Here is a 20,747-nt window from a genome sequence, read left to right as displayed (position 1 = left end):
GGACCGTCGCGTCCGGGACCCGGGACCGGCGAGGGTCCGGGCCGCGGGCGAGGTCAGGCGTGGTCCGGGGCCACCGCATCACGACCGGCCGGGAGTGTGTCAGGATTCCGTCGCCCGCTCCGGGGGAGGCGTCGACGTGGACGCCGCGACCGGTGCGGACCGGCGGGGAGCGCGGGACCCCGCCGAATGGTCAGGCGTGGTCGGCCACATCTACGCGGGCCACCTACACCTGGGCATGCTTACCGGAACATGAGCGGACTTTCCCTCATCGTTCGGATCGGGGACACTCAAAGCCACGGTCCGGTCCAGCTGCGCCGTGGACTGCCCGGCTCGGTCGAAAGGGAGCGACAGACTCTGATGCCCTCACCCCACCTGGCCGAGAGCGACTCCGACGGACCCGTCCTGATGGCCTACCTGGGCTGGCTCCGCCGCCGCTGGTGGATCCTGCTCCTCGCGGCGGTCCTCGGCACGGTCGGCGGCCTGGCGATGAGCCAGTTGCAGCACGCGCGGTACACGTCGACCACCTCGCTGCTGGTGCGCCCGCTGGGGACCGGCCCGGACAGCAACCCGAACGCCAAGGTCAACCTCGACACCGAGGCGCAGGTGGTCCGCTCGCTCGTCGTCGCGGACCGGGCCCGCACCCTGATGAAGAGCACCACCCCGACCGACCAGCTGCTCCAGTCGGCGACCGTCACCGTGCCGCCGAACAGCCAGGTCCTCCAGGTGGCGTACGAGGCGGAGAGCCCCGCCCAGGCTCAGGCCGGGTCGCACGCCTTCGCGCAGGCGTACCTGGACCTGCGCAAGGCCACCGCCCAGAAGGGGCTGGACAACGAGACCACCTCGCTGAAGCAGCAGATCGCGGACGTCACAAAGCAGCTCAGCGCGGTCGCCGGGAAGATCGCGGCGGCGCCGGCCAACTCGGTCGAGCGGGAGCGGGCCGAGGCCGACCGGAGCGTGCTCACCAACCAGCTCGCGTCGCTGAACAACCGGCTCAGCCCGCTGCTCTCCACCGACACCGACCCGGGCGAGATCATCTCCGACGCCCGGCTGCCGACCAGCCCGAGCTCGCCGAACCGGATGCTGAACCTGGCCAGCGGCATGGGCGCCGGCCTGCTGCTCGGCATCGTGCTGGCGCTGGTGCTGGACCGGCTCGACACCCGGGTACGCCGCGGCCGGGACATCTCCGACCGGGTCGGGCTGCCGCTGCTGCTGGAGCTTCCGACGCGGACCACGACGCTGGCGGTGCTGCCGGCGACCCACAAGATCTCCCGGGAGCTGGGCCGGCTGCGCAACGTGCTGCTCTCCGCCGTGCCCCAGCCGGCCGAGGCCGGCCGGGGGCGTCAGCTCCTGCTCTGCGACGGTTCGGCCGGCACGGCCGCCGGGTTCGTCGCCGCGAACCTGGCCGCCGCGTACGCGCGTACCGGCCAGCAGGTCGCCCTGATCACCACCAAGCCGGACTCGGCCCTGACCGCCATCACCGGGGTCGCCGAGGGCCGGCACAGCCTGGCCGCGGTGCTCCGTCGGGACGTCCCGGCGCTGAAGGCGCTCGCCCCGGTCCCCGGGCTGGGCCAGCTGCGGGTGCTGGTCCCCGGTGATCTCGACGCGGACGTCGAGCTGCCGGTGGCCGCGCTGCTGGAGATCCTCGGCGAACTGTCCGCCCGCTTCGACCACGTGCTGATCGAGACCGCGCAGCCGACCCTCGCGGTCGAGGCGCAGGCGCTGGGCCGGCACGTCGACGCGGTGATCATGGTGGCCGAGGCCGGTCGCACCCGCAGCGGCGAGCTCACCGCCGCGCTGCGTCAGTTCGAGCAGGTCGACGCCCCGGTGATCGGCGCCGTCCTCGCGCCGCGCCTGCCCGCTCCGGCCGGTGCCGGCGGCGCGGGCGCCAAGCCGGTGGTCCCGGCGAACCGGCCCAAGCCGCGGCCGGGCCCCGGCCCGTCCGCCGGCTCGCCGTCGGTGGAGTCGACCATGGTGCTGCCCCGGATGAAGTCGTCCGCGTCCGGCGACGCGTCCGGGTCGGCCAAGCCGGCGAAGCCGGCCGGTCCGGTGCCGGTGACCGGCAACGGGCACGGCGGCACCTACCGGTCGCGGGGCGACGGCGCGGGCACCGACGGCCCGGCCCGGAGCAGCTACGCGCTGGACTCCGGCGAGGACCTGGGGTGAACCGCCGGCAGATGCTCCGCGCCGCCCTCGCCCCGGCCCTCGTGGTCGGCTTCGGCACGGCGTGCAGCGAACCTGAGCCCACCGGCAGCACCGAGGTGGTGGACCCGGGCGCGGCGGCGACCCCCGCCCCGAGCCCGACCCCGAGCCAGCCCCCGGCGCCACTCACCGGCCTGCCGGTCAGCGCCGCCCCGGTGGCCGCCCGGCAGGCGCTCGCCGTGCCGGTCCGGGTCACCCCGTCGACCGCGCCGGCCGGCCTGAGCTCGGCCGACCTGGTGTACGTCGAGTTCGCCGAGTCCGACACGCTGCACCTGACCGCGGTGTTCCAGTCCCGGGACGCGACCAAGGTCGGCCCGGTCACCGAGATCCGCCCGGTCGACATCCGCTCCGTCGGCGTGCTGCGGCCCTTCGTCGGCTACGACGGCGGCCCGACCGGTTTCCTCAGCCAGTTCGAGAAGTCCGGGCTGGCCGGGGTCACCCCGGCCGACGACGGCGACAAGGTGTTCAGCTCCGACTACACCTCCACCGCCGCGCTCTGGAAGGCCGCGCCGAAGGGCGGCCAGCCGCCCACGCCGGTCCTCGACTACGCCACCGCCGGCGCCGCCCTGGCCGGGCGGGACCTCGCCCCGGCCCGGGAGCTGACCGTCGCGGTCTCCGGCGGCCCGCCGATGGTCTGGCGGTACGACGCGCAGAAGTCGGTCTGGGTCGGCAAGGTCGGCACGGCGACGGTCACCGCCGCCTCGGTGATCGTGCTGACCATGGAGTACCGGACGTTGGACGTGCGAAATCCGTCGCCGCGTTCGCTGCCGTCGGCCACCGTGTTCGGCGCGGGCGCCGTCGTCGCCGTCTCCGGCCCGTCCAGCGCCCGGGGGACGTGGCGCAAGCCTGGCCAGCCGCTGGTCTGCAACATCGCCGACCTGGGCGGCGACCTGCTGCACCCGCAGCCCGGCAACGCCTGGGTGATCTACGCGCCGACCAGCGCCAAGGTCACCGTGAAATGAGCACGGCCACCCCGCACCGCACCGCCCGCGGCTCCGCTCCCGTCGGCGGGGGCCTCCCCCAGCCCAGCGCGGCCCGGCCCGCGCCGGCGCCGGCGCCGGCGCCGATCCGGCCGCGGGGCTGGTCGTTGCGGCTGCCGACGGGGTGGCCGCTGACCGCGCTGTTCGTGCTCTACCCGCTCTGGTGGGCGCTCGGCGTGTCGACCTTCATCGTCGTCATCCTGGCCGTGCCGATGGCGGTGCAGCTGCTACGCCGCAGGCAGGTGCGGGTGCCCCCGGGGTTCGGCATCTGGCTGCTGCTGCTGGTCTGGGTGCTGCTCTCCGTGGTGACGCTCGACCTCACCGCGCCGGACACCCTCCCGCCGGCTGGCGGCGGCCGCTACATCGGCTGGGCCATCCGGCTGGCGAACTACGTGGCGATGACCGTGGTCATGCTCTACGTGCTCAACCTGAGCGAACGGGAGCTCCCCCGGCGACGGGTGATCCGCAACTTCGGCTTCATGGGCGTCGTCGTCGTGATCGGCGGCTGGCTCGGCTCGCTCTTCCCGACGGCCGGGTTCGTCGCGCCGCTGCAGCTCGTGCTGCCGCACTCGATCGCCAGCCAGCCCTTCGTCGCTTCGCTGATGGACGTCAAGTTCGCCCAGGTCCAGCAGGTGATCGTCGGGGAGGCGAGCTCGCCGCGGCCGTCCGCGCCGTTCGCGTACACCAACTCCTGGGGCGAGAACACCGCGATCCTGCTGATCTGGCTGCTGGTCGGCTGGGTGGTGCTGGGCCGGCCGGTGCGCCGCGTGCTGGGCATCGCGATCGCGCTGGCGGCGATCTTCCCGATCATCTACTCGCTCAACCGGGGACTCTGGATCGGCCTGGGCATCTCCGCGGTCTACGTGGCGATCCGGCTGGCCCTGCGCGGCCGGATGGCGGTGCTCGGCGGCCTGGCCCTCGCGGTCGGTCTGATCGGCATCCTGATCATCGCCACCCCGCTCGGGAAGACCTTCGACGAACGCCTGCAGAACGGGCACAGTGACGACATCCGCACCACGCTGTCCGAGGGTGCCCTCACCGCCGCGAACCATTCACCCGTCCTCGGGTACGGCGGAAACCGCGCGCTGATCGGCAGCAACCGGTCGATCGCCATCGGCAAGTCCGACGACTGCAAGCAGTGCGGCAACCGGGAGCTGGGCAGCAACGGCCAGCTCTGGGCGCTGCTGGTCGGCCAGGGCTACGTCGGCGCGTTCTGCTACAACGCGTTCTTCCTCTACTGCCTCTGGCGGTTCCGACACGACCACAGCGCGATCGGCATCGCCGGCAGTCTGGTGCTGATCCTGATGCTCTTCTTCCAGTTCACGTACGGGGCACTGGAAGCCACCCTCGCCTACGGCCTGATCTCGGTCGCCCTGCTCGCCCGCAACGACCGGCTGCGCCGGGCCGTCGCGCCGGCGCCGCCCAGGAACACCGTGGGTGGGCTGCGGGCCCGAATCGAAGCAGCCGGTGACCGCTGATGGTGTTCCGTGTTCCTCCGGACGGTGACGGCCGGTCCGCGTACCTGGCCGAACTGGCGGAGCTGATCTGGCCCGCGCCGGCCGAGCCGACGCTGCGCAGGGGCGGCCGGGGCTGGGTGGTGGTGCCGTCGGCGGCCCGACCGCGGCTGCTGGTGCCCACCGGCTCTCCCCGGGCCGCGGCGAGCGCCGTCCGGCACTCCACGGAGGCGGTCGGCCGGAAGGCGAAGCTCGTCCGGCAGGGGCTGGCCGCCGCGTTCCGGCTCGGGCTGGGGCCGCTGGTGTTCCGCGACCGGCTGGTGGTGGACGCCGCCGCCGGCACGCTCGACCAGCACCTGGCCACCGTGCTGGGCGTACCGGCGCTGGTCAGCATGCACATCGGACCGGCGCGGGCGAACCGCAAGCCCGTGCTGCAACTGCTCGGCCCGGACGGGCGGGCACTCGGGTACGCCAAGCTGGGCGTCGACCCGCTCACCCGGACCCTGATCGACGTGGAGGCCGCCGCGCTGCGCCGGCTGGCGGACCTGCCGCTCGGCCCGGTGACCGTGGCCGGGGTGCTGCACCACGGCGAGTGGCACGGCCACGCGCTGCTGGTGCAGGAGGCGCTGCCGGTGCGGCTGCCCCGGGCCACCCCGGCCGCCGCCGCGGCGACCGAACGGGCGGCGATGGTGGCGGTGGCCGGCTGCCTGGGGGTGCGCCGCCGGTCGTACGCGGGAAGTGAGCACGCGGCCCGGCTGGCCGACGCGGTCGACGCGCTCGGCGCGCGGCCGGAGGCCGGGCGGCTGCGCGCGGTGCTGAAGGCCGTCGCGGACGTCGATCCGACGGTGGCCTTCGGCGCCTGGCACGGCGACTGGAACGGCGGCAACAGCGCCGTCCTCGCCGACGGCCGGGTGCTGGTCTGGGACTGGGAGCGGTTTGAGGCCGACGTGCCGGCCGGGTACGACGCGCTGCACCGGGCGGTGCAGACCGCCATCGGGCACGACGGCGTGGAGCCGGCGGACGCCGCCCGGGCGCTGATCGCGGGCGCGGCGGGGACGCTGGCGCCGTTCGACCAGGACGGCCGGAACGCCGACCTGGTGGCCGTGCTCTACCTGGTGGAGCTGGCGGCGCGCTATCTGCGGGACCGGCAGGCGGAGGCGGGTGCGCGACTGGGGCACGTCGACGCCTGGCTGCTGCCGGCCGTCGAGGAGCACCTGGCCCGCCGGGCCCGGTGAGAGTGAGGAGTGGGGACGTGACGGTGGCCAAGGAGCAGGCGCTCCGCGCGGTGAAGTCGGTGAGCCGGACGGTCGGTCGGTTGACCGCCGGATCGCGGATGACGCCCGGATTCCTGATCGTGGGGGCGCAGCGCTGCGGCACGACCTCGCTGTTCAAGACGCTCTCCCAGCACCCCGGCGTGCTGCCGCCGGCGTATCACAAGGGCGTGCACTACTTCGACACCGACTACCACCGGGGGATGAACTGGTACCTCGGGCACTTCCCCACCACCGCGAAGGCGGAGGCGGTCCGCGGGCAGCTCGGCGTCCGTGGGATCACCGGCGAGTCGAGCCCGTTCTACATGTTCCACCCGCTGGCCGGTCAGCGGATCGCCAAGGACCTGCCCGGGGTGAAGCTGCTGGTGCTGCTGCGCGACCCGGTGGAGCGGGCGTACTCGGCGCACTCGCACGAGCTGGCCCGGGGCTACGAGACCGAGGCGTCGTTCGAGCGGGCGATGGAGCTGGAGGAGGAGCGGACGGCCGGCGAGCGGGAGCGGATGACCGCCGACCCGACGTACCTGAGCCACCACCTCCAGCACAACGCGTACCTGGCCCGGGGGCGGTACATCGAGCAGCTGGAACGGCTGACGGCGCTGGTCGGCCGGGAGCGGCTGCACGTCATCGACAGTGATGACTTCTTCGCCGACCCGCGGCCGGCGTTCGACGCGGTCTGCGACTTCGTCGGCCTGCCCCGCTGGGCGGACATCTCCTTCGGCAAGCACAACTCGCGGTCCCGTTCGCCCATGTCGGCGGCGTTGCGGGCCCGGCTGGAGGAGCACTTCGCCCCGTACGACGAGCGGCTGGCCAGCTGGTGGGGACGTGTGCCGTCGTGGCGGCGGTGACCCGGACGGACGCCGGTGACGGCCCGACGGCGATCCTCCCGGTCGTCGGCGGGCCCACCCAGGCCGGCGCGGGCGCCGGCCTGGGTGGCGCGGCCCGACAGGGTTTCGCCAACCTGGTCGGCGTCGGCATCGCCGCGGTGGCGGGTTTCGGGCTGAACATCGTCATCACCCGGGGCTGGTCGGTCCGCGAGGCCGGCATGTTCTTCGCCGCCGCCAGCGCGTTCATGATCGCGTCGTCGGCGGCCCGGCTCGGCACCGACGTGGGGACGGTCTACTTCGTCAGCCGGTACCGGGCCCTCGGCCAGCGGGACCGGATCCGCGGCACTGTCCTGGCCGGGCTGCTGCCGGTGCTGGCCGTCGGGGCGCTGCTCGCCCTGGCGGGCTGGCTGGCCGCCCCGGCGCTCGCCGAGCTGACCATGCCGGAGGCCGGTCCGGGTGCGGTGACCGCGCTGCGCATCCTGCTGGCGTTCGTGCCGCTGGCGGCGCTCACCGACTACGCGCTCGCCGCCTGCCGGGGCTTCGGGCAGATGCGTCCGCTGTTGACCGTGGAGCGGCTCGGCCGGACGCTCATCCAGTTCGTCGCCGTCGCGGTGGCCGCCTGGCTGGGCCTCTCCGCCACCAGCGCGCTGCCGCTGGCCTGGGCGGTGCCCTACCTGCTGGCCGCCGCCGTCGCGCTGGCCTGGCTCGGCCGGCTGGTCCGACGCGCGGAACGGGACGTCGCCCGGCCGGTGCCGGCGGGCGAGCTGGCCGGGCCGTTCTGGCGGTTCACCGGGCCCCGGGCGCTGAGCAGCCTGGCCGCCATCATCGTGCAACGACTCGACATCGTGCTGCTCAGCGCGCTGCGCGGGCCGGCCGACGCGGCGATCTACACCGCGGCGACCCGGTTCCTGGCGCTGGGGCAGCTCTCCAGCGTGGCGCTGGCCGGCTCGGTGCAGCACCGGATGGCCGCTGCCTTCGCCCGGGACGACCGGGCCGAGGCGCGCCAGCTCTACCAGGCCGCGACCGGCTGGCTGGTGCTGCTCTCCTGGCCGGCGTACCTGGTCTTCGCCGCCTTCGCCGGGCCGATGCTCGCGCTCTTCGGCGCCGGCTACGGCGCGGGCCGCCGGGTGGTGGTGCTGCTCGCGCTGACCATGCTGGTGGCGACCGGCTGCGGCATGGTCGACATGGTGCTCAACATGGCCGGGCGGACCGCCTGGACCTTCTACAACGCGATGGCCGGCACCGCGGTCAACGTGCTGACCAACGTCGCGCTCATTCCGGCGTACGGCATCGTCGGCGCCGCCCTGGCCTGGACCGCGTCCATCCTGGTCACCAACCTGGTGCCGCTGGCCCAGCTCTGGTGGTCGCTGCGGCTGCACCCGTTCGGGCCCGGCGCCCGCGCCGCCATGGCCCTGTCCACCGCCGCGTTCGGGCTGCCGCTCGGACTGGCCAGCCTGCTCGGCGCCTCGGCACCGGTGCTCGCCGCGGTGGCGGCGGCTGGCGCGGCGGCGTACCTGGCCGGTGCCTGGCGCTGGCGGACCACCCTGCACCTCGACGCGCTCCGCACGCTGCGCCGCGGCCGGAACCGCTCCGGCCCGACGCCGGCCGCACAGTCGTGACCTGCCCCTGCGTACCGATGGGACACCGATGACCAGCAGCACGCCCCTCGCCCCGCACACCGGTCTCTCCGCCGTGAAGGCCGCGAAACTCGCCGCTGTCGGCCTGGTGGCGGACCGGAAGGAACGCCGCGAGCTGGAGCGGCCGGTCCCCGCGGCCAGCCGGAAGCTGAGCCTCAAGGTGGAGCGGCCGATCTTCATCCTCGGCGCGCCCCGCTCCGGCACCACGTTCCTGGGCAGCTGCGTCGGGGCGCTGCCGAACGTCTCGTACCACTTCGAGCCGCGGCTGACCAAGGCGGTGGCCCGCTGCGTGTACGAGGGCAGCTGGACCCCGCAGCGGGCGGCCCGCTACTTCCGCGGCTACTACGGGGCCCTGCTCGCCGCGTCCGGGCACGGCGGGCTGCGGTTCGCCGAGAAGGACCCGGAGAACTGCTTCATCGTGCCGTTCCTCACCGAGGTCTTCCCGGACGCGGTCTTCCTCCACGTCTACCGGGACGGCCGGGACGTGGCGGTGTCGCACGCCGAGCAGCCCTGGCTGAACGCCTCCTCCACCGGCACCGGCAGGAGCGGTCGCGGCGGCACCCCGTGGGGCGCCGCGCCCCGGTTCTGGGTGGAGCGGGAGCGGCACGACGAGTTCACGAAGGTCTCCGACCTGGCCCGCTCGGCGTGGATGTGGCGCCGGTTCACCGGCAGCGCCCTGGCCCAGCTCGCCGAGCTGCCCGCCGAGCGGGTCCGGCACCTGCGCTACGAGGACATCGTCACCCGGCCGGCGGAGGCCGCCGAGGCGGTCGCCGACTTCCTCGAGGTCGGCGACCAGGCGGGGCGGCAGGCCCTGCATGCCCGGTTCGGTCAGGCCCGCCCCGGGTCGGTGGGCCGCTGGCGGGCCCGGCTCGGCGAGACCGACCTGGCCGACGTCCGGGCCCAGGCCGAGCCGCTGCTGACCGAACTCGGCTACCCCGGGTGAGCGCTGTCGCACCGGTAGAGTGCTTGGGGTCGTCCGGCCTCCCCCGGCTCCGCTGACGCGGCGCCGCCGGGAAACCGTGGGGCGGGCGACCTTCCTGGGGAGAGGTTGCGGTGGTACGACGATTACGACGGACGATGGCGGCTGTGCTCACCCTGGCCTGCCTGGCGCCGGGGGTGGCGGCCTGCGAGTCGGAACCGGTCCGCCGGACGGAACAGCCAGTGGTGGTGCCGCCGCCCACGGTGGAGCCGCGGACCGGCCCGGTGCGGACCACCGGGCGCGGCCCTGAGCCGCCGGAGCAGGGCGCCTGGCTGGGCGCCTGGGTCAAGCCGCAGTGGCACAACGCCACCGGGCGGGCCGCCGCGCTCGACGAGTTCAACCGGGCCGCCGGCGGGAAGCTCACCATGGCGCACATGTTCCACCAGTGGAACGAGTCGTTCCCGGGCGCGACGGAGCAGGCGTTCCAGGCCATGGGGAAGCTCCAGATGATCTCCTGGCAGGGCACGGACACCCGCTCCACGGTCAGCGGCACCTACGACCCGCTGATCCGGCAGCGGGCCGAGGACGTGAAGGCGTTCGGGCTGCCGGTGCTGCTGCGGTACCGCTGGGAGATGGATCGGCCCAACCTGGCCGCCAGCATCCATTCGCCGGAGGACTACGTCGCCGCCTGGAAGCACATCCGGGCCATCTTCACCGAGGTCGGCGCCACCAACGCGGCCTGGGTGTGGTGCCCGCACGCGGACGGCTTCGCCGAGGACGAGCGGGCCGCCGAGGCCTACTACCCCGGTGACGACCAGGTGGACTGGCTCTGCGCCGACGTCTACCCGGGCCCGGAGTGGGCGAGCTTCAGCAACCGGATGGACCATTTCATGGCCTTCGCGCAGAAGCACCCCCGGCCGGTGGTGATCGGCGAGTACGGCCTCACCCAGGAGGGCCGGCCCGGCCAGCGGGCCGACTGGCTGCGCGAGGTGCGCCCGTACCTGAAGAAGCACCCGCAGATCAAGGCCGCGCTCTACTTCGCCGCGAAGCAGACCACCAAGCCGTTGTACGACAGCACGTTCGGCAACGACCCGGAGAGCGCGGCGGTGTTCCGCGAGCTGGCCACCGACCCGTACTTCTCCCCGCCACCGCCCGACCTGACCGCCTCGTCGGCGCCGCCGCCGACCCCGGCCCGGTGATCGTCCCTCGTCTTTTCGTGTGATCCGCGCTGGCTCCCCGGACCGGCCGGGAAAATTGCTCGGCCAATATCACGATCCCGGGTGGACGCGGCGCACCTTGATGCGCGAAAGTGTTGCTTTCACGTCTGTGGTCGGCCGTCCCGGTCGGACGCCTCACGCCGCTCCGATAACCGGCCCCGATCACAGCTCTCCGACGCGCCTCCGGAGTTGCCTGTGCCTTCCTCGTTACTGAGACACCGCACGGTGTCCCTGTTCGGCGCCGCCGTACTCGGCGTCGCCAGCCTCTTCACGGCGAGCCCCGCGCTCGCCGCCGCGCCGAACCACGACACCGTGGTCGCGGACGTGCCATCCAGCAAGACGCCGAACATCCTCGACGGCAACGTGGTGGCCATCTACGACGCGGGCAGCAAGGTGATCGTCGGCGGGTCCTTCACGCAGGCGCAGAACCACGGCTCGACGGACACCCTCAACCGCAAGTACGTGCTGGCCTTCGACAAGGCCACCGGCGACATCGACACCGACTTCGCCCCAGTGCTGGACAACGAGGTCAACGCGCTGGTCGCCGGGCCGACCCCGGGCACGGTCTACGTCGCCGGCAAGTTCAACACCCTCGGCGGCGCCAACGGGTACCGCAAGCTGGCCCTGCTCAACGTCGCCGACGGCACGCCGGTCGCCGGGTTCAAGGGCCCGGCGTTCAACGGCACCATCAACGACATCGCCAAGGTGGGGGACCGGCTGCTGGTCGGCGGCATCTTCACCTCGGCCACCGCGAACGACCCGCGCGCCGGGCTCGCCTCGCTGAACGCCACCACCGGCGCCCTGGACAACTACCTGACCACCGCGCTGACCGAGCACCACAACTGGACCACCGGCAGCACCGGCGCGCAGGCCGGCGTCGGCCCGGAGAAGCTCGCCGTGTCGCCGGACGGCAAGCAGATGGTGGTCATCGGCAACTTCAAGAAGGCCGACGGGGCGACGCACGACCAGATCGTGCGGATCAACCTCGGTGACACCTCGGCGAGCATCGCCGACTGGAACACCGACCGGTACGCCCCGGCCTGCCGGGCGCTGTCCTTCGACTCGTACGTCCGGGACGTGCAGTTCTCCCCGGACGGCAAGTACTTCGTCGTGGGCACCACCGGCGCCGCGTACCCGGGCACGCTCTGCGACGCGGTGGCGCGCTGGGAGACCGACGCCACCGGCACCGGGCAGCAGCCCACCTGGGTCAACTACAGCGGTGGCGACACCTTCCTCTCCGTCGGCATCAGCGAGCAGGCGGTCTACGTCGGCGGCCACTTCCGCTGGTCGAACAACACGACGGGCACCGACAAGGCCGCCCCGGGCGCTGTCGGCCGGCCTAGCATCGCCGCGCTCGACCCGGTGAACGGCCTGCCGCTGGCCTGGAACCCGGGCCGGCACCCCCGCGGGTACGGCGTCACCGAGCTGCTGGTCACCGATGAGGGCCTCTGGCTCGGCAGCGACGAGGACTGGATCGGCAACTTCCAGTACAAGCGGGCGAAGATCGCCTTCTTCCCGCTGACCGGCGGCGACGCTCCGCACTCCACCGCCATCAAGGGCCTGCCCGGCAACGTCTACCAGGCAGGCCAGTCGAAGCCGGCCCAGGTGCTCTACCGGGTCAACGCGGGCGGCCCGCAGCTGACCGCGATCGACGGTGGCCCGAGCTGGGCGGCCGACTCCTCCACCGCCCCGAGCAGCCTGCACAACGCCGGCAGCAACACGAAGGGCTACGCCACGCCGGCGACGCTGGACTCGACGGTGCCGGGCAGCACGCCGGTCGACCTGTTCAGCACCGAGCGGTGGGACCCGACCACCGCGCCCGACATGCAGTGGAACTTCCCGGTCCCGGCGGGCGCTCAGATCCAGGTGCGGCTCTACCTGGCCAACCGGTACTCCGGCTCCGGCACCGAGGGCGCGCGGGTCTTCAACGTGAGCATCGACGGCGCGCTGAAGCTGGACCGCTTCGACGCGGTCGCCGCCACCGGCGGCACGGACCGGGGCACCATGCGCTCCTTCCCGCTGGTCAGTGACGGCAACGTGGACGTCGACTTCGGCCACGTCGTGGAGAACCCGCTGGTCCAGGGCATCGAGATCGTGCAGGTCGCGCCGGCGCCCACCGCGGACGACGTGCTGTACCGGGTCAACGCGGGCGGCGCCGCGGTCGCCGCCGCGAGCGGCCCGGCCTGGGCGGTCGACACCGTCGAGGCCCCGAGCCAGTACCACAACGCCGGCAGCAACACGAAGGGGTACGCCACCCTGGCGACTCTCGACGCCACGGTTCCCGCCGGCACCCCGGCCGCGCTGTACAGCGACGAGCGGTGGGACCCGAGCACCGCGCCCGACATGCAGTGGGACTTCCCGGTCCCGGCCGGGCAACAGGTCCAGGTGCGGCTCTACCTGGCCAACCGGTACTCCGGCACCAACACCCCGGGCAAGCGGTTCTTCGACGTCAGCATCGACGGCCTGGTCCGGCTGAACGACTTCGACCCGGTGGTCGAGGCCGGCGGCACCGACCGGGGCACGATGCGCGCCTTCACCGTCACCAGCGACGGGAACGTCGACGTCGACTTCGGTCGGGTCGTGGAGAACCCGCTCGTGCAGGCCATCGAGCTGGTCAAGGTGGCGCCGCTGCCTAGCACGGCGGAGCTGAACAGCGTCACCAAGCGGTCGTACGACGGCGCCTCGGCGGCGGGTACGGCCGGCCCGGTGGCCAACTCCGACGGCACCGCCTGGTCGTCCGCGAATGGCGGCTTCTGGGTGGGCGGCACGCTCTACTACGGGATGAACGGCTCGCTCTACCGGCGCTCCTTCGACGGCGACACCTTCGGTACGCCGAGCAAGGTCGACCCGTACCACGACGCCCTCTGGGACACCGTCGAGACCGGGTCCGCCAAGCCCGGTGAGTCGCAGACGTACGCCGGGTCCGCGTCGAGCTTCTACGCGGAGATCCCGAACGTGACCGGCATGTTCTACAAGGGCGGGCGGCTCTACTACACCCTCGCCGGGCAGAGCAGCCTCTACTGGCGCTGGTTCACGCCGGACAGCGGCACCGTCGGTGCCGACCGGTTCACCTACATGACCTCGACGTTCTTCGCCGGGGCGGGTGGGGTCTTCACCGCCGACAGCTCGCTCTACGCGGTTCGGCAGAGCAGCGGCAACCTGGAGAAGATGGCGTGGCCGACCGACCCGTCGGCCCCGCAGTTCTCCTCCACGGTCAGCGGCCCGGGCGTGGACGGGGTCGACTGGCGCGGCGCGGCGGTCTTCGTCGGCCCGTGATCTGACGCGACACAGCGATGGCCCGGCCGGTATCGGCCGGGCCATCGCCTTTTCCCGGCCTGGACGCGTCGCGTCCGGGCCGTCGTCGTCCCCGGGGCCCGGGTCGCGCCCGGGCGGTCCGCTCAGACCGTGGTCGGCGCGTGCTCCCGGGCCCAGACCCGCATCAGGTCCCGGACCGAGATCACCCCGGCGACCTCCCGGCCGTCGAGCACCACCAGGTGCCGGAAGCCGCCGCGGGCCATGGCCGCCGCCGCCTCCTCCACCGTCCAGTCCGGGCCGGCGTAGACGACGTCCCAGGTCAGGTGGGCCGCCGTGTGTTCGGTGTCGGGGTCCAACCCCGCCCCGATCGCGTTGAGGACGTCACGTTCCGTCATGATCCCGACCCCCTCGGAGTCGGGGTCGATCACCACCGCCGAGCCCACCCCGCGGGCCGACATCATCCGGGCCGCCTGGCGGAGCGTGTGCTCCGGGCCGACCACGAGCACCTCACTGGACATCGCTTCCCGAACCTGCATCACGCATCACCCCTGTGGGACGGCGGCCATCGGTACGTCAATGGTGGGCCATCGATGCGTACCGGGACAAGACCGGGCATCGCCGGAACCGGCCCCGGCTCGCTACTGTCGTCACGTGCCCACCGAGCCTCTCCGCTGCGCCGGCGCGCTGATCGTGGACGACGACGGCCGCATCTTCATCCAGCGCCGGTCCCCGGACCGGGCCATCTTCCCCAACTGCTGGGACATCGTCGGCGGCCACCTGGAACCGGGCGAGGAGGTGGCGGAGGCGCTGCGCCGGGAGGTCACCGAGGAGACCGGCTGGAGCCTCTCGCACGTCCTCGGTCTGGTCGGGGAGTACCGCTGGACCGGCGACGACGGGCTGGACCGGCTGGAGACCGACTTCCTGGTCCGGGTGGACGGCGACCTGAGTCGGCCCCGGCTGGAGGCGGGCAAGCACACCGAGTTCCGCTGGCTGGGCGAGGAGGACGTCGCGCTGCTGGACGAACACCGCGACATCAACGACGGGCTGATCCGGCGGATCGCCGAGAACGGCTTCGCCGCGCTGCGGTCGATCGGTCTGTGAGCGACGGCGTCGAGCTGGCACCGCACCGGTTCGCCGGGCTGGTCGCCCCGGCAGTCGACCGGGCCTTCGTCGCCGGCATGCTCGCCGGCCGCGACGGCGGCGGCGCCGAGCTGAGCTCCCGGTACGGCGGGCCGGCCGCGACCGGCTTCCTGGTCGAGTTCCGCGCCCGGCTGGCCGCGCCCGGCGCGACGGTCGACGGGCCGGGCTTCGCGGCGGTCACCCGCTACCGCGATCCGGCGTCCTGCCGGCGCGCCCTGGACAAGCAGGTCGCCCACGGGATGCTCCACCGGATGCCCGACGGGGGCTTCGGCGCCACCGAGCGCGGGCTCGCCTTCCTCGCGGAGATCTACCAGGTGCACGCCGAGGTGACCGAGGAGCTCTGGGCCGGCCACGACGACCGGGTGGTCCGCCTGGTGGAGGCGCTGGGCAGGCTGCTCGCGTACGCGCTGGTGCTGGCGGACTCGGGTCCGGCGAAGGCGGGTTCAGCCTTCGGCGCGATGGCCCCACCGTACGAGCCGGAGGGCACCACGCCCGGGGTGCTGCTGCTCAACCGGCTGGGCACGCTGCGGTACCACCGGGCGGACGCGCACGCGGCGGCGTGGGCGGCGGCGGGCCACACCGCGGCGAGCATCGCGGAGCTGCCGCCCGGGGCGGAGCGGCTGGCGATCGAGCTGGAGACCGACCGCCGGGCCGCCGGCCCGTACGTCGTGCTGACCGCCGAGGAGCGGCTGACGATGCTCGCCGACCTGGCGGCCCTGCCCGGCTGAACCACGGTTGGCGGCAGCGGCGAAGTCCCCCGGGGCTATCCTCCACCGGTGACCCGGAGTCGTACTGAGGAGGATGCCGGCATGATCGGGATGGTGCTCGCGGCCGGTGCGGGGCGCCGACTGCGCCCGTACACCGACACCCTGCCCAAGGCGTTGGTGCCGGTGGACGGTGACACCACCATCCTGGACATCGCGCTGCGCAACCTCGCCGAGGTCGGGCTGACCGAGGTGGTGATCGTGGTCGGCTACGCGGCGGACGCGGTCGTCGCGCGGCAGGCGGCGCTGGAGGAGAAGTACGGCGTGACGATCACGCTGGTGCACAACGACAAGGCCGAGGAGTGGAACAACGCCTACTCGCTCTGGCTGGCCCGGGAGCACTTCGCCCGCGGCGTGCTGCTGGTCAACGGCGACACCGTGCACCCGGTGAGCGTGGAGAAGACCCTGCTGGCCGAGCGCGGCCCGGGCATCCTGCTGGCCATCGACAACATCAAGGCGCTGGCCGAGGAGGAGATGAAGACCACCTTCGACGCCGCCGGCCAGCTCACCCGGATCACCAAGGTGATGGACCCGCTCGAGGCGTACGGGGAGTACATCGGCGCGACGCTGATCGAGCCGCAGGTCGCCGACGCGCTCGCCGACGCGCTGGAGGCGACCTGGCGGCGCGACCCGAACCTCTACTACGAGGACGGCTACCAGGAGTTCGCCGACCGGGGCGGCGAGGTGCGGGCGGCGCCGATCGGCGACGTCTCCTGGGTCGAGGTCGACAACCACGCCGACCTGGCCCGGGCCCGGGAGATCGCATGCCGCTACTAGCGCGTAGCGTGCTGACCCCGCTGCACATCGACGTGCGGCGGGGCGCGGTGGCGGACCTCGGAACGATCCTCGCCGACGGACGGATCTCCTCCGGTGGTGACGTCGCGGTCGTGGTCGGGCCGGGGCAGGGGGAGAAGGTCGCCGACCTGGTCCGCCCATCGCTGCGGTCGGCTGACGTGTTCACCGTCGCCGGGGGCACCCTGGACGCCGCCGACGACCTCGGCGGCAAGCTCCGGGCCCGGTCGTACGACGCGGTGGTCGGCATCGGCGGCGGCAAGACCATCGACGTGGCGAAGTACGCGGCGACCCGCCGGGGCCTGCCGATGGTCTCGGTGGCGACGAGCCTCGCCAACGACGGGATCGCCTCCCCGGTGGCCAGCCTCATCACCGACGGGCTCAAGGGCTCCTACGGGGTGCACATCCCGATCGCGGTGATCGTCGACCTGGACTTTGTGGAGGCCGGACCGGAGCGGCACAACCGCGCCGGCGTCGGCGACGTGGTCAGCAACATCAGCGCGCTGGCCGACTGGGAGCTGGCCCGCCAGGTACGCGGTGAGCCGTTCGACGGACTAGCCGCCTCGCTCTCCCGGGCGGGCGCCGAAGCGGTGCTCAACCACCCGGGCGACATGAGCGACGACGCCTTCGTCACCGTGCTGGCCGAGGCGCTGATCTCCAGCGGCCTGGCGATGGCGATCGAGGGCACCAGCCGACCGTGCAGCGGCGGCTGCCACGAGATCATGCACGCGATCGACGCGCTCTTCCCCGGCACCGCCTCGCACGGCGAGCTGGCCGGCCTGGGCGCGCTGTTCTGCACCTTCCTGCGCGGCGACCACCGCCGCTTCGCGGAGATGTCGGCCTGCCTGGCCCGGCACGGCCTGCCCCGGCTCCCCGCCGACGTGGGACTGACCGACGACCGGTTCGTGGAGGCGGTGCAGTTCGCGCCGGCCACCCGGCCGGACCGCTACACCATCCTCGAACACCTGGCGATGTCGCCTACCGAGACGCGGGAGCGGCTGGCAGACTACGCCGGTGCACTCCGTGACCTTGGCTGAGCCGTCCCGCCCCACCGTCGCCGACTTCCACCGGGTCAACCGGGGCGGCGGCCTGTTCAGCGAGTCGGTCAGCCAGTGGCTGGGCGCGGTCTTCGCGCTGGTCGCCCAGCGGCTCGGGCTGCGCCCCACCGCGCTGACCCTCGCCAACCTGGTGCTCGGCCTGGCCGCCTCGGTCACCGTGGTCGCGCTCGCCGGCAAGGTCGCCGCCGGGTCCGTCCCGGCCTGGGTCGTCGGCCTGGTCGCGCTGGTCGGCTGGCAGGTCGCGTACGCCCTGGACTGCGCCGACGGGCAGCTCGCCCGGGTGACCGACCAGCGCAGCGCGGCGGGCGCGCGGGTGGACGTGCTCTGCGACGTGGCCGCCCAGATCGCGCTGGTCGCCGCCCTCGGCGCGACCGCCGTGGCGCAGCGCCCGTCGACGCCGGCCTGGCTGATCGCGGTCTTCGCCGGCACCTGGATGGTCAACCTGGTCACCTCGGTGATGCAGGCCGGCCCGAACGCGGCCAGCATGGTCACCTCGACCTCGCTGCCGGTACGCCTGGCGAAGCTGGTCCGCGACTACGGCGCGGTGATCTTCCTGGCTGGCCTGGTGCTGACCGTCGCCCCCGCCCTGACGCTCTGGGTGATCGTCGCCTTCACGATCGTCAACGGTGGCTTCCTGCTCGCCAGCATCGCCTTCTCCGCCCGCGCCTCCCTCCGCTGACGGCCCCGCGCCTCCCGCACGCGGCAAGGCCGCAACCTCGAGGAAGCTGCTGCCTCCACGCGACGGGATGCAGCAAGTTCCCCGAAGTTGCGTGAGCCGGACCCGGCGCGGCGCGAGCGGGCGGGGGTGGGTCAGGCGGGGTGGGGGGTGCGGGAGACCGCGGCGTAGATGTCGATGAGCTGCTTGGTGACCACGTCGGGGTGGAAGGTGCGCTCGTAGCGGGCGCGGGCGGCGGGTGCCAGCGCGGCGGCGCCGGCCCGGGCCACCGGCAGGGCGGCGGCGAGCGCGGCCGGCTCCGGGGCCACCACCCAGCCGGCCTCGCCGGCCTCGATCCCGACCGGCGGGGTGACCCGGCTGCCCCCCGGGACGGCGGAGGCGACGTCGGCCGGGCCGGTGCCGGCGGGTTCGCGGGGGGTGTCCGCGCCGACCAGGTACGGGATGCCGCCGAGCGCGGTACCGAGCACCGGCCGCCCGCTCGCCAGCGCCTCGATGATCACGGTGGGCAGCACGTCGTGCCAGGTGGAGGTGGCCAGCACGACCGCGCTGGCGTCCAGCGCGGCCCGCACCCCGGCGCGGTCGAGCGGGCCGAGGAAGGTGACGTCGGCCCGTTCGGCGGCCGCCGCCTCGACCAGCGGGCGCAGCTCACCGTCCCCGGCGATCCGCAGCGGGCCGAGCTCCCCGTCCGGGTGCCGCCGCCACGCCGCCAGCAGCAGGTCGAGGCCCTTCTCCGGGGAGAGCCGGCCGAGGAAGAGGAAGCCCTCGCCGAGCGGTGCGGGGGCGCCCGGGTCGGGGATCGCGTTCGGCTTGACCACGATCCGCTCGTCCGGGATGCCGTAGTCGCTCAGGTGGTCGGCGACCGCCGTGGTGAGCGCGATGAACCGGTCGACGGACTTCCAGGTCGGGCGGTGCACGGCCAGGGTGGTGGCCATCAGCGCGCTCTGCGCGCGGGACCCCCGATAGCAGCGGTGCACGATCGCCGGCACGCCCAGCGCCCGACCCCGGCAGTCCTGGCAGATCACGCCGTCGCGGAAGTAGAGCCCGGAGGAGCAGACCTGCCGGTAGTTGTGCACCGTCTGCACCACGGGCACGCCGTGCTTGTGTGCGGTCCGCACCACCCAGGGCGAGAGCAGCGGGTACGGGTTGTGCAGGTGCAGCACGTCCGGCCGGTGCTCGGTGAGCAGCCGGCTCAGCTCCTGCTGGGCGCGCGGCGCGTAGATCGGCGAGATCGGCAGCAGCGCCTTCGCCGTCTTCGGCATCGTCGGGATCTCGTCGGAGCTGCGGATGAAGGGCAGCACCTCCACCCCGGCCGCGGCGAGCTGGGCGATCTCCGCGTCGACGATGGTGTTCTCGCCGGAGGGCTGGGCTTCCCGATACCGGTTGTGCGCCACCACGATTCTCACGGAGCTCGCCTTTCGTTCGCGACTGCGGGACTCGCAAGCTCATTCCTCGCGCTCACCGGAAAGAAGGCTACCGTTGTGTGATGCCCGAACTCCCGGAGGTGGAAGCGCTCGCCGGATACCTGCGTGAGCGTGCGGTGGGGCGGCGGGTCGACCGGGTCGAGGTCGCCGCGATCAGCGCCCTGAAGACGTACGACCCGGCGCCGAGCGCGGTCGCCGGCCGGACGGTGGTCGACGCCGGCCGGCACGGCAAGTTCCTCGACGTGATCTTCGACGGCGGCCTGCACCTGGTGGTCCACCTGGCCCGGGCCGGCTGGCTGCACTACCGGGAGGCGTTCCCGTCGGCCGCGCCGCTGCGCCCCGGCAAGGGCCCGATCGCCCTGCGGGTACGCCTCGACGACGGCTCCGGCTTCGACCTGACCGAGGCCGGCACCAAGCGGAGCCTGGCCGCGTACCTGGTGACCGACCCGGCGCAGGTGCCCGGGGTGGCGAAGCTGGGTCCGGACGCGCTCGGCGCCGACCTGGCCACCTTCGCGGAGCGGCTGCGCAGCCGGCGCGGCCAGGTGAAGGGGGTGCTGACCGACCAGTCGGTGCTGGCCGGGGTGGGCAACGCGTACTCGGACGAGATCCTGCACGCCGCGAAGCTGTCGCCGTTCGCGATCACCGACCGGTTGACCGACGACCAGTTGGCCACCCTGCACGCGGCGACCCGGGCGGTGCTCGGCGACGCGGTCCGGCGCTCGATGGGTCAGCGGGCCGCCGAGCTGAAGGGCGAGAAGCGCTCCGGTCTGAAGGTGCACGCCCGGACCGGGCTGCCGTGTCCGGTTTGCGGGGACACGGTGCGGGAGGTCTCTTTCGCCGACTCCAGCCTCCAGTACTGCCCCACCTGCCAGACCGGCGGCAAGCCCCTCGCTGACCGTCGGTTGTCCCGACTCGTACGGTGAGTAACGACACCTCCCGACTACGGAGAGGAATCGGCCTGAGCGCGCCGAACCTCCCGGTCCGCGGCTCTACCGAGGCCGCCGTCCATCGGTATAGTGGCTCGGTCCCCGGCTTCGAAACTGGTGCGGAGCCGGCCGGATCCCAAGCTGGCACCACCGGGCGGGTTGTCCTTCGGGTCGCCGTCCGACCCGGAGCCCGCGTGGGAGACTGGAACGGTGG

17 protein-coding genes are annotated in these 20,747 nt (G+C 73.5%); 15 read left to right on the top strand and 2 right to left on the bottom strand.

Annotated elements, in window-relative coordinates; translation table 11 throughout:
- Positions 1–357 precede the first annotated feature (357 nt).
- From OG799_RS29600 to OG799_RS29560, 9 genes are all read left to right on the top strand, one after another.
- Positions 358–2,163, top strand: a complete 1,806-nt coding sequence (locus tag OG799_RS29600; RefSeq protein WP_406039703.1) for a Wzz/FepE/Etk N-terminal domain-containing protein — start codon at positions 358–360, stop codon at positions 2,161–2,163.
- The gene (locus tag OG799_RS29595; RefSeq protein WP_406039701.1) at positions 2,160–3,161 is read left to right on the top strand and encodes a DUF3048 domain-containing protein; all 1,002 of its coding nucleotides are present in this window, start codon (positions 2,160–2,162) and stop codon (positions 3,159–3,161) included. The genes OG799_RS29600 and OG799_RS29595 overlap by 4 nt, the downstream gene beginning before the upstream one ends.
- The gene (locus tag OG799_RS29590) at positions 3,158–4,657 is read left to right on the top strand and encodes an O-antigen ligase family protein (RefSeq protein ID WP_406039699.1); all 1,500 of its coding nucleotides are present in this window, start codon (positions 3,158–3,160) and stop codon (positions 4,655–4,657) included. The genes OG799_RS29595 and OG799_RS29590 overlap by 4 nt, the downstream gene beginning before the upstream one ends.
- Positions 4,657–5,868 (top strand): hypothetical protein, encoded by a 1,212-nt coding sequence (locus tag OG799_RS29585; RefSeq protein ID WP_406039697.1) that lies wholly within the window; start codon positions 4,657–4,659, stop codon positions 5,866–5,868. Before OG799_RS29590 ends, OG799_RS29585 begins: the two co-directional genes overlap by 1 nt.
- Before the next feature lie 17 nt (positions 5,869–5,885).
- On the top strand, positions 5,886–6,749 hold the full coding sequence (locus OG799_RS29580; RefSeq protein WP_406039695.1) for a sulfotransferase domain-containing protein: 864 nt from the start codon (positions 5,886–5,888) through the stop codon (positions 6,747–6,749).
- Complete coding sequence (locus OG799_RS29575; protein WP_406039693.1) at positions 6,737–8,347, top strand: lipopolysaccharide biosynthesis protein; 1,611 nt, start codon at positions 6,737–6,739, stop codon at positions 8,345–8,347. Before OG799_RS29580 ends, OG799_RS29575 begins: the two co-directional genes overlap by 13 nt.
- A 28-nt stretch (positions 8,348–8,375) precedes the next feature.
- Complete coding sequence (locus OG799_RS29570) at positions 8,376–9,308, top strand: sulfotransferase family protein (RefSeq protein WP_406039691.1); 933 nt, start codon at positions 8,376–8,378, stop codon at positions 9,306–9,308.
- A gap of 134 nt (positions 9,309–9,442) precedes the next feature.
- Positions 9,443–10,483: a glycoside hydrolase family 26 protein gene (locus tag OG799_RS29565; RefSeq protein WP_406039689.1), complete on the top strand. Its 1,041-nt coding sequence runs from the start codon at positions 9,443–9,445 to the stop codon at positions 10,481–10,483.
- A gap of 243 nt (positions 10,484–10,726) precedes the next feature.
- A complete protein-coding gene (locus tag OG799_RS29560; protein ID WP_406039687.1) occupies positions 10,727–13,777 on the top strand; it encodes a malectin domain-containing carbohydrate-binding protein in 3,051 nt (1,016 codons plus the stop codon).
- Positions 13,778–13,899: 122 nt separating this feature from the next.
- Here OG799_RS29560 and OG799_RS29555 read toward each other — a convergent pair whose 3' ends face one another.
- Positions 13,900–14,292: a cyclic nucleotide-binding/CBS domain-containing protein gene (locus tag OG799_RS29555; protein WP_406039685.1), complete on the bottom strand. Its 393-nt coding sequence runs from the start codon at positions 14,290–14,292 to the stop codon at positions 13,900–13,902.
- 115 nt (positions 14,293–14,407) lie between these two features.
- Here OG799_RS29555 and OG799_RS29550 point away from each other — a divergent pair, with 115 nt between their 5' ends.
- The 5 genes from OG799_RS29550 (at position 14,408) to OG799_RS29530 (ending at position 18,189) form a co-directional block, all read left to right on the top strand.
- Positions 14,408–14,857, top strand: coding sequence for an NUDIX hydrolase (locus OG799_RS29550; RefSeq protein WP_406039683.1), 450 nt, complete (start codon positions 14,408–14,410; stop codon positions 14,855–14,857).
- Positions 14,854–15,624: a hypothetical protein gene (locus tag OG799_RS29545; protein ID WP_406039681.1), complete on the top strand. Its 771-nt coding sequence runs from the start codon at positions 14,854–14,856 to the stop codon at positions 15,622–15,624. Before OG799_RS29550 ends, OG799_RS29545 begins: the two co-directional genes overlap by 4 nt.
- A gap of 81 nt (positions 15,625–15,705) precedes the next feature.
- Positions 15,706–16,437, top strand: coding sequence for a sugar phosphate nucleotidyltransferase (locus OG799_RS29540; RefSeq protein ID WP_406039679.1), 732 nt, complete (start codon positions 15,706–15,708; stop codon positions 16,435–16,437).
- The gene (locus OG799_RS29535) at positions 16,425–17,489 is read left to right on the top strand and encodes an iron-containing alcohol dehydrogenase family protein (RefSeq protein ID WP_406039677.1); all 1,065 of its coding nucleotides are present in this window, start codon (positions 16,425–16,427) and stop codon (positions 17,487–17,489) included. Before OG799_RS29540 ends, OG799_RS29535 begins: the two co-directional genes overlap by 13 nt.
- Positions 17,467–18,189, top strand: a complete 723-nt coding sequence (locus tag OG799_RS29530) for a CDP-alcohol phosphatidyltransferase family protein (protein WP_406039675.1) — start codon at positions 17,467–17,469, stop codon at positions 18,187–18,189. The genes OG799_RS29535 and OG799_RS29530 overlap by 23 nt, the downstream gene beginning before the upstream one ends.
- Positions 18,190–18,320: 131 nt before the next feature.
- Here the strand turns inward: OG799_RS29530 and OG799_RS29525 are convergent, their stop codons facing one another.
- Complete coding sequence (locus OG799_RS29525) at positions 18,321–19,589, bottom strand: glycosyltransferase (RefSeq protein ID WP_406039673.1); 1,269 nt, start codon at positions 19,587–19,589, stop codon at positions 18,321–18,323.
- A gap of 80 nt (positions 19,590–19,669) precedes the next feature.
- Here OG799_RS29525 and OG799_RS29520 point away from each other — a divergent pair, with 80 nt between their 5' ends.
- Positions 19,670–20,530 carry an Fpg/Nei family DNA glycosylase gene (locus OG799_RS29520; protein WP_406039671.1) on the top strand — a complete coding sequence of 287 codons (861 nt, stop codon included), beginning with the start codon at positions 19,670–19,672 and terminating at the stop codon, positions 20,528–20,530.
- Positions 20,531–20,747 lie beyond the last annotated feature (217 nt).

It is taken from the genome of Micromonospora sp. NBC_00898, assembly GCF_045207895.1.
GTDB lineage: Bacteria > Actinomycetota > Actinomycetes > Mycobacteriales > Micromonosporaceae > Micromonospora.
Note: the sequence above shows the minus strand (reverse complement) of the source record. Positions and strands in the feature narration are given on the sequence as shown.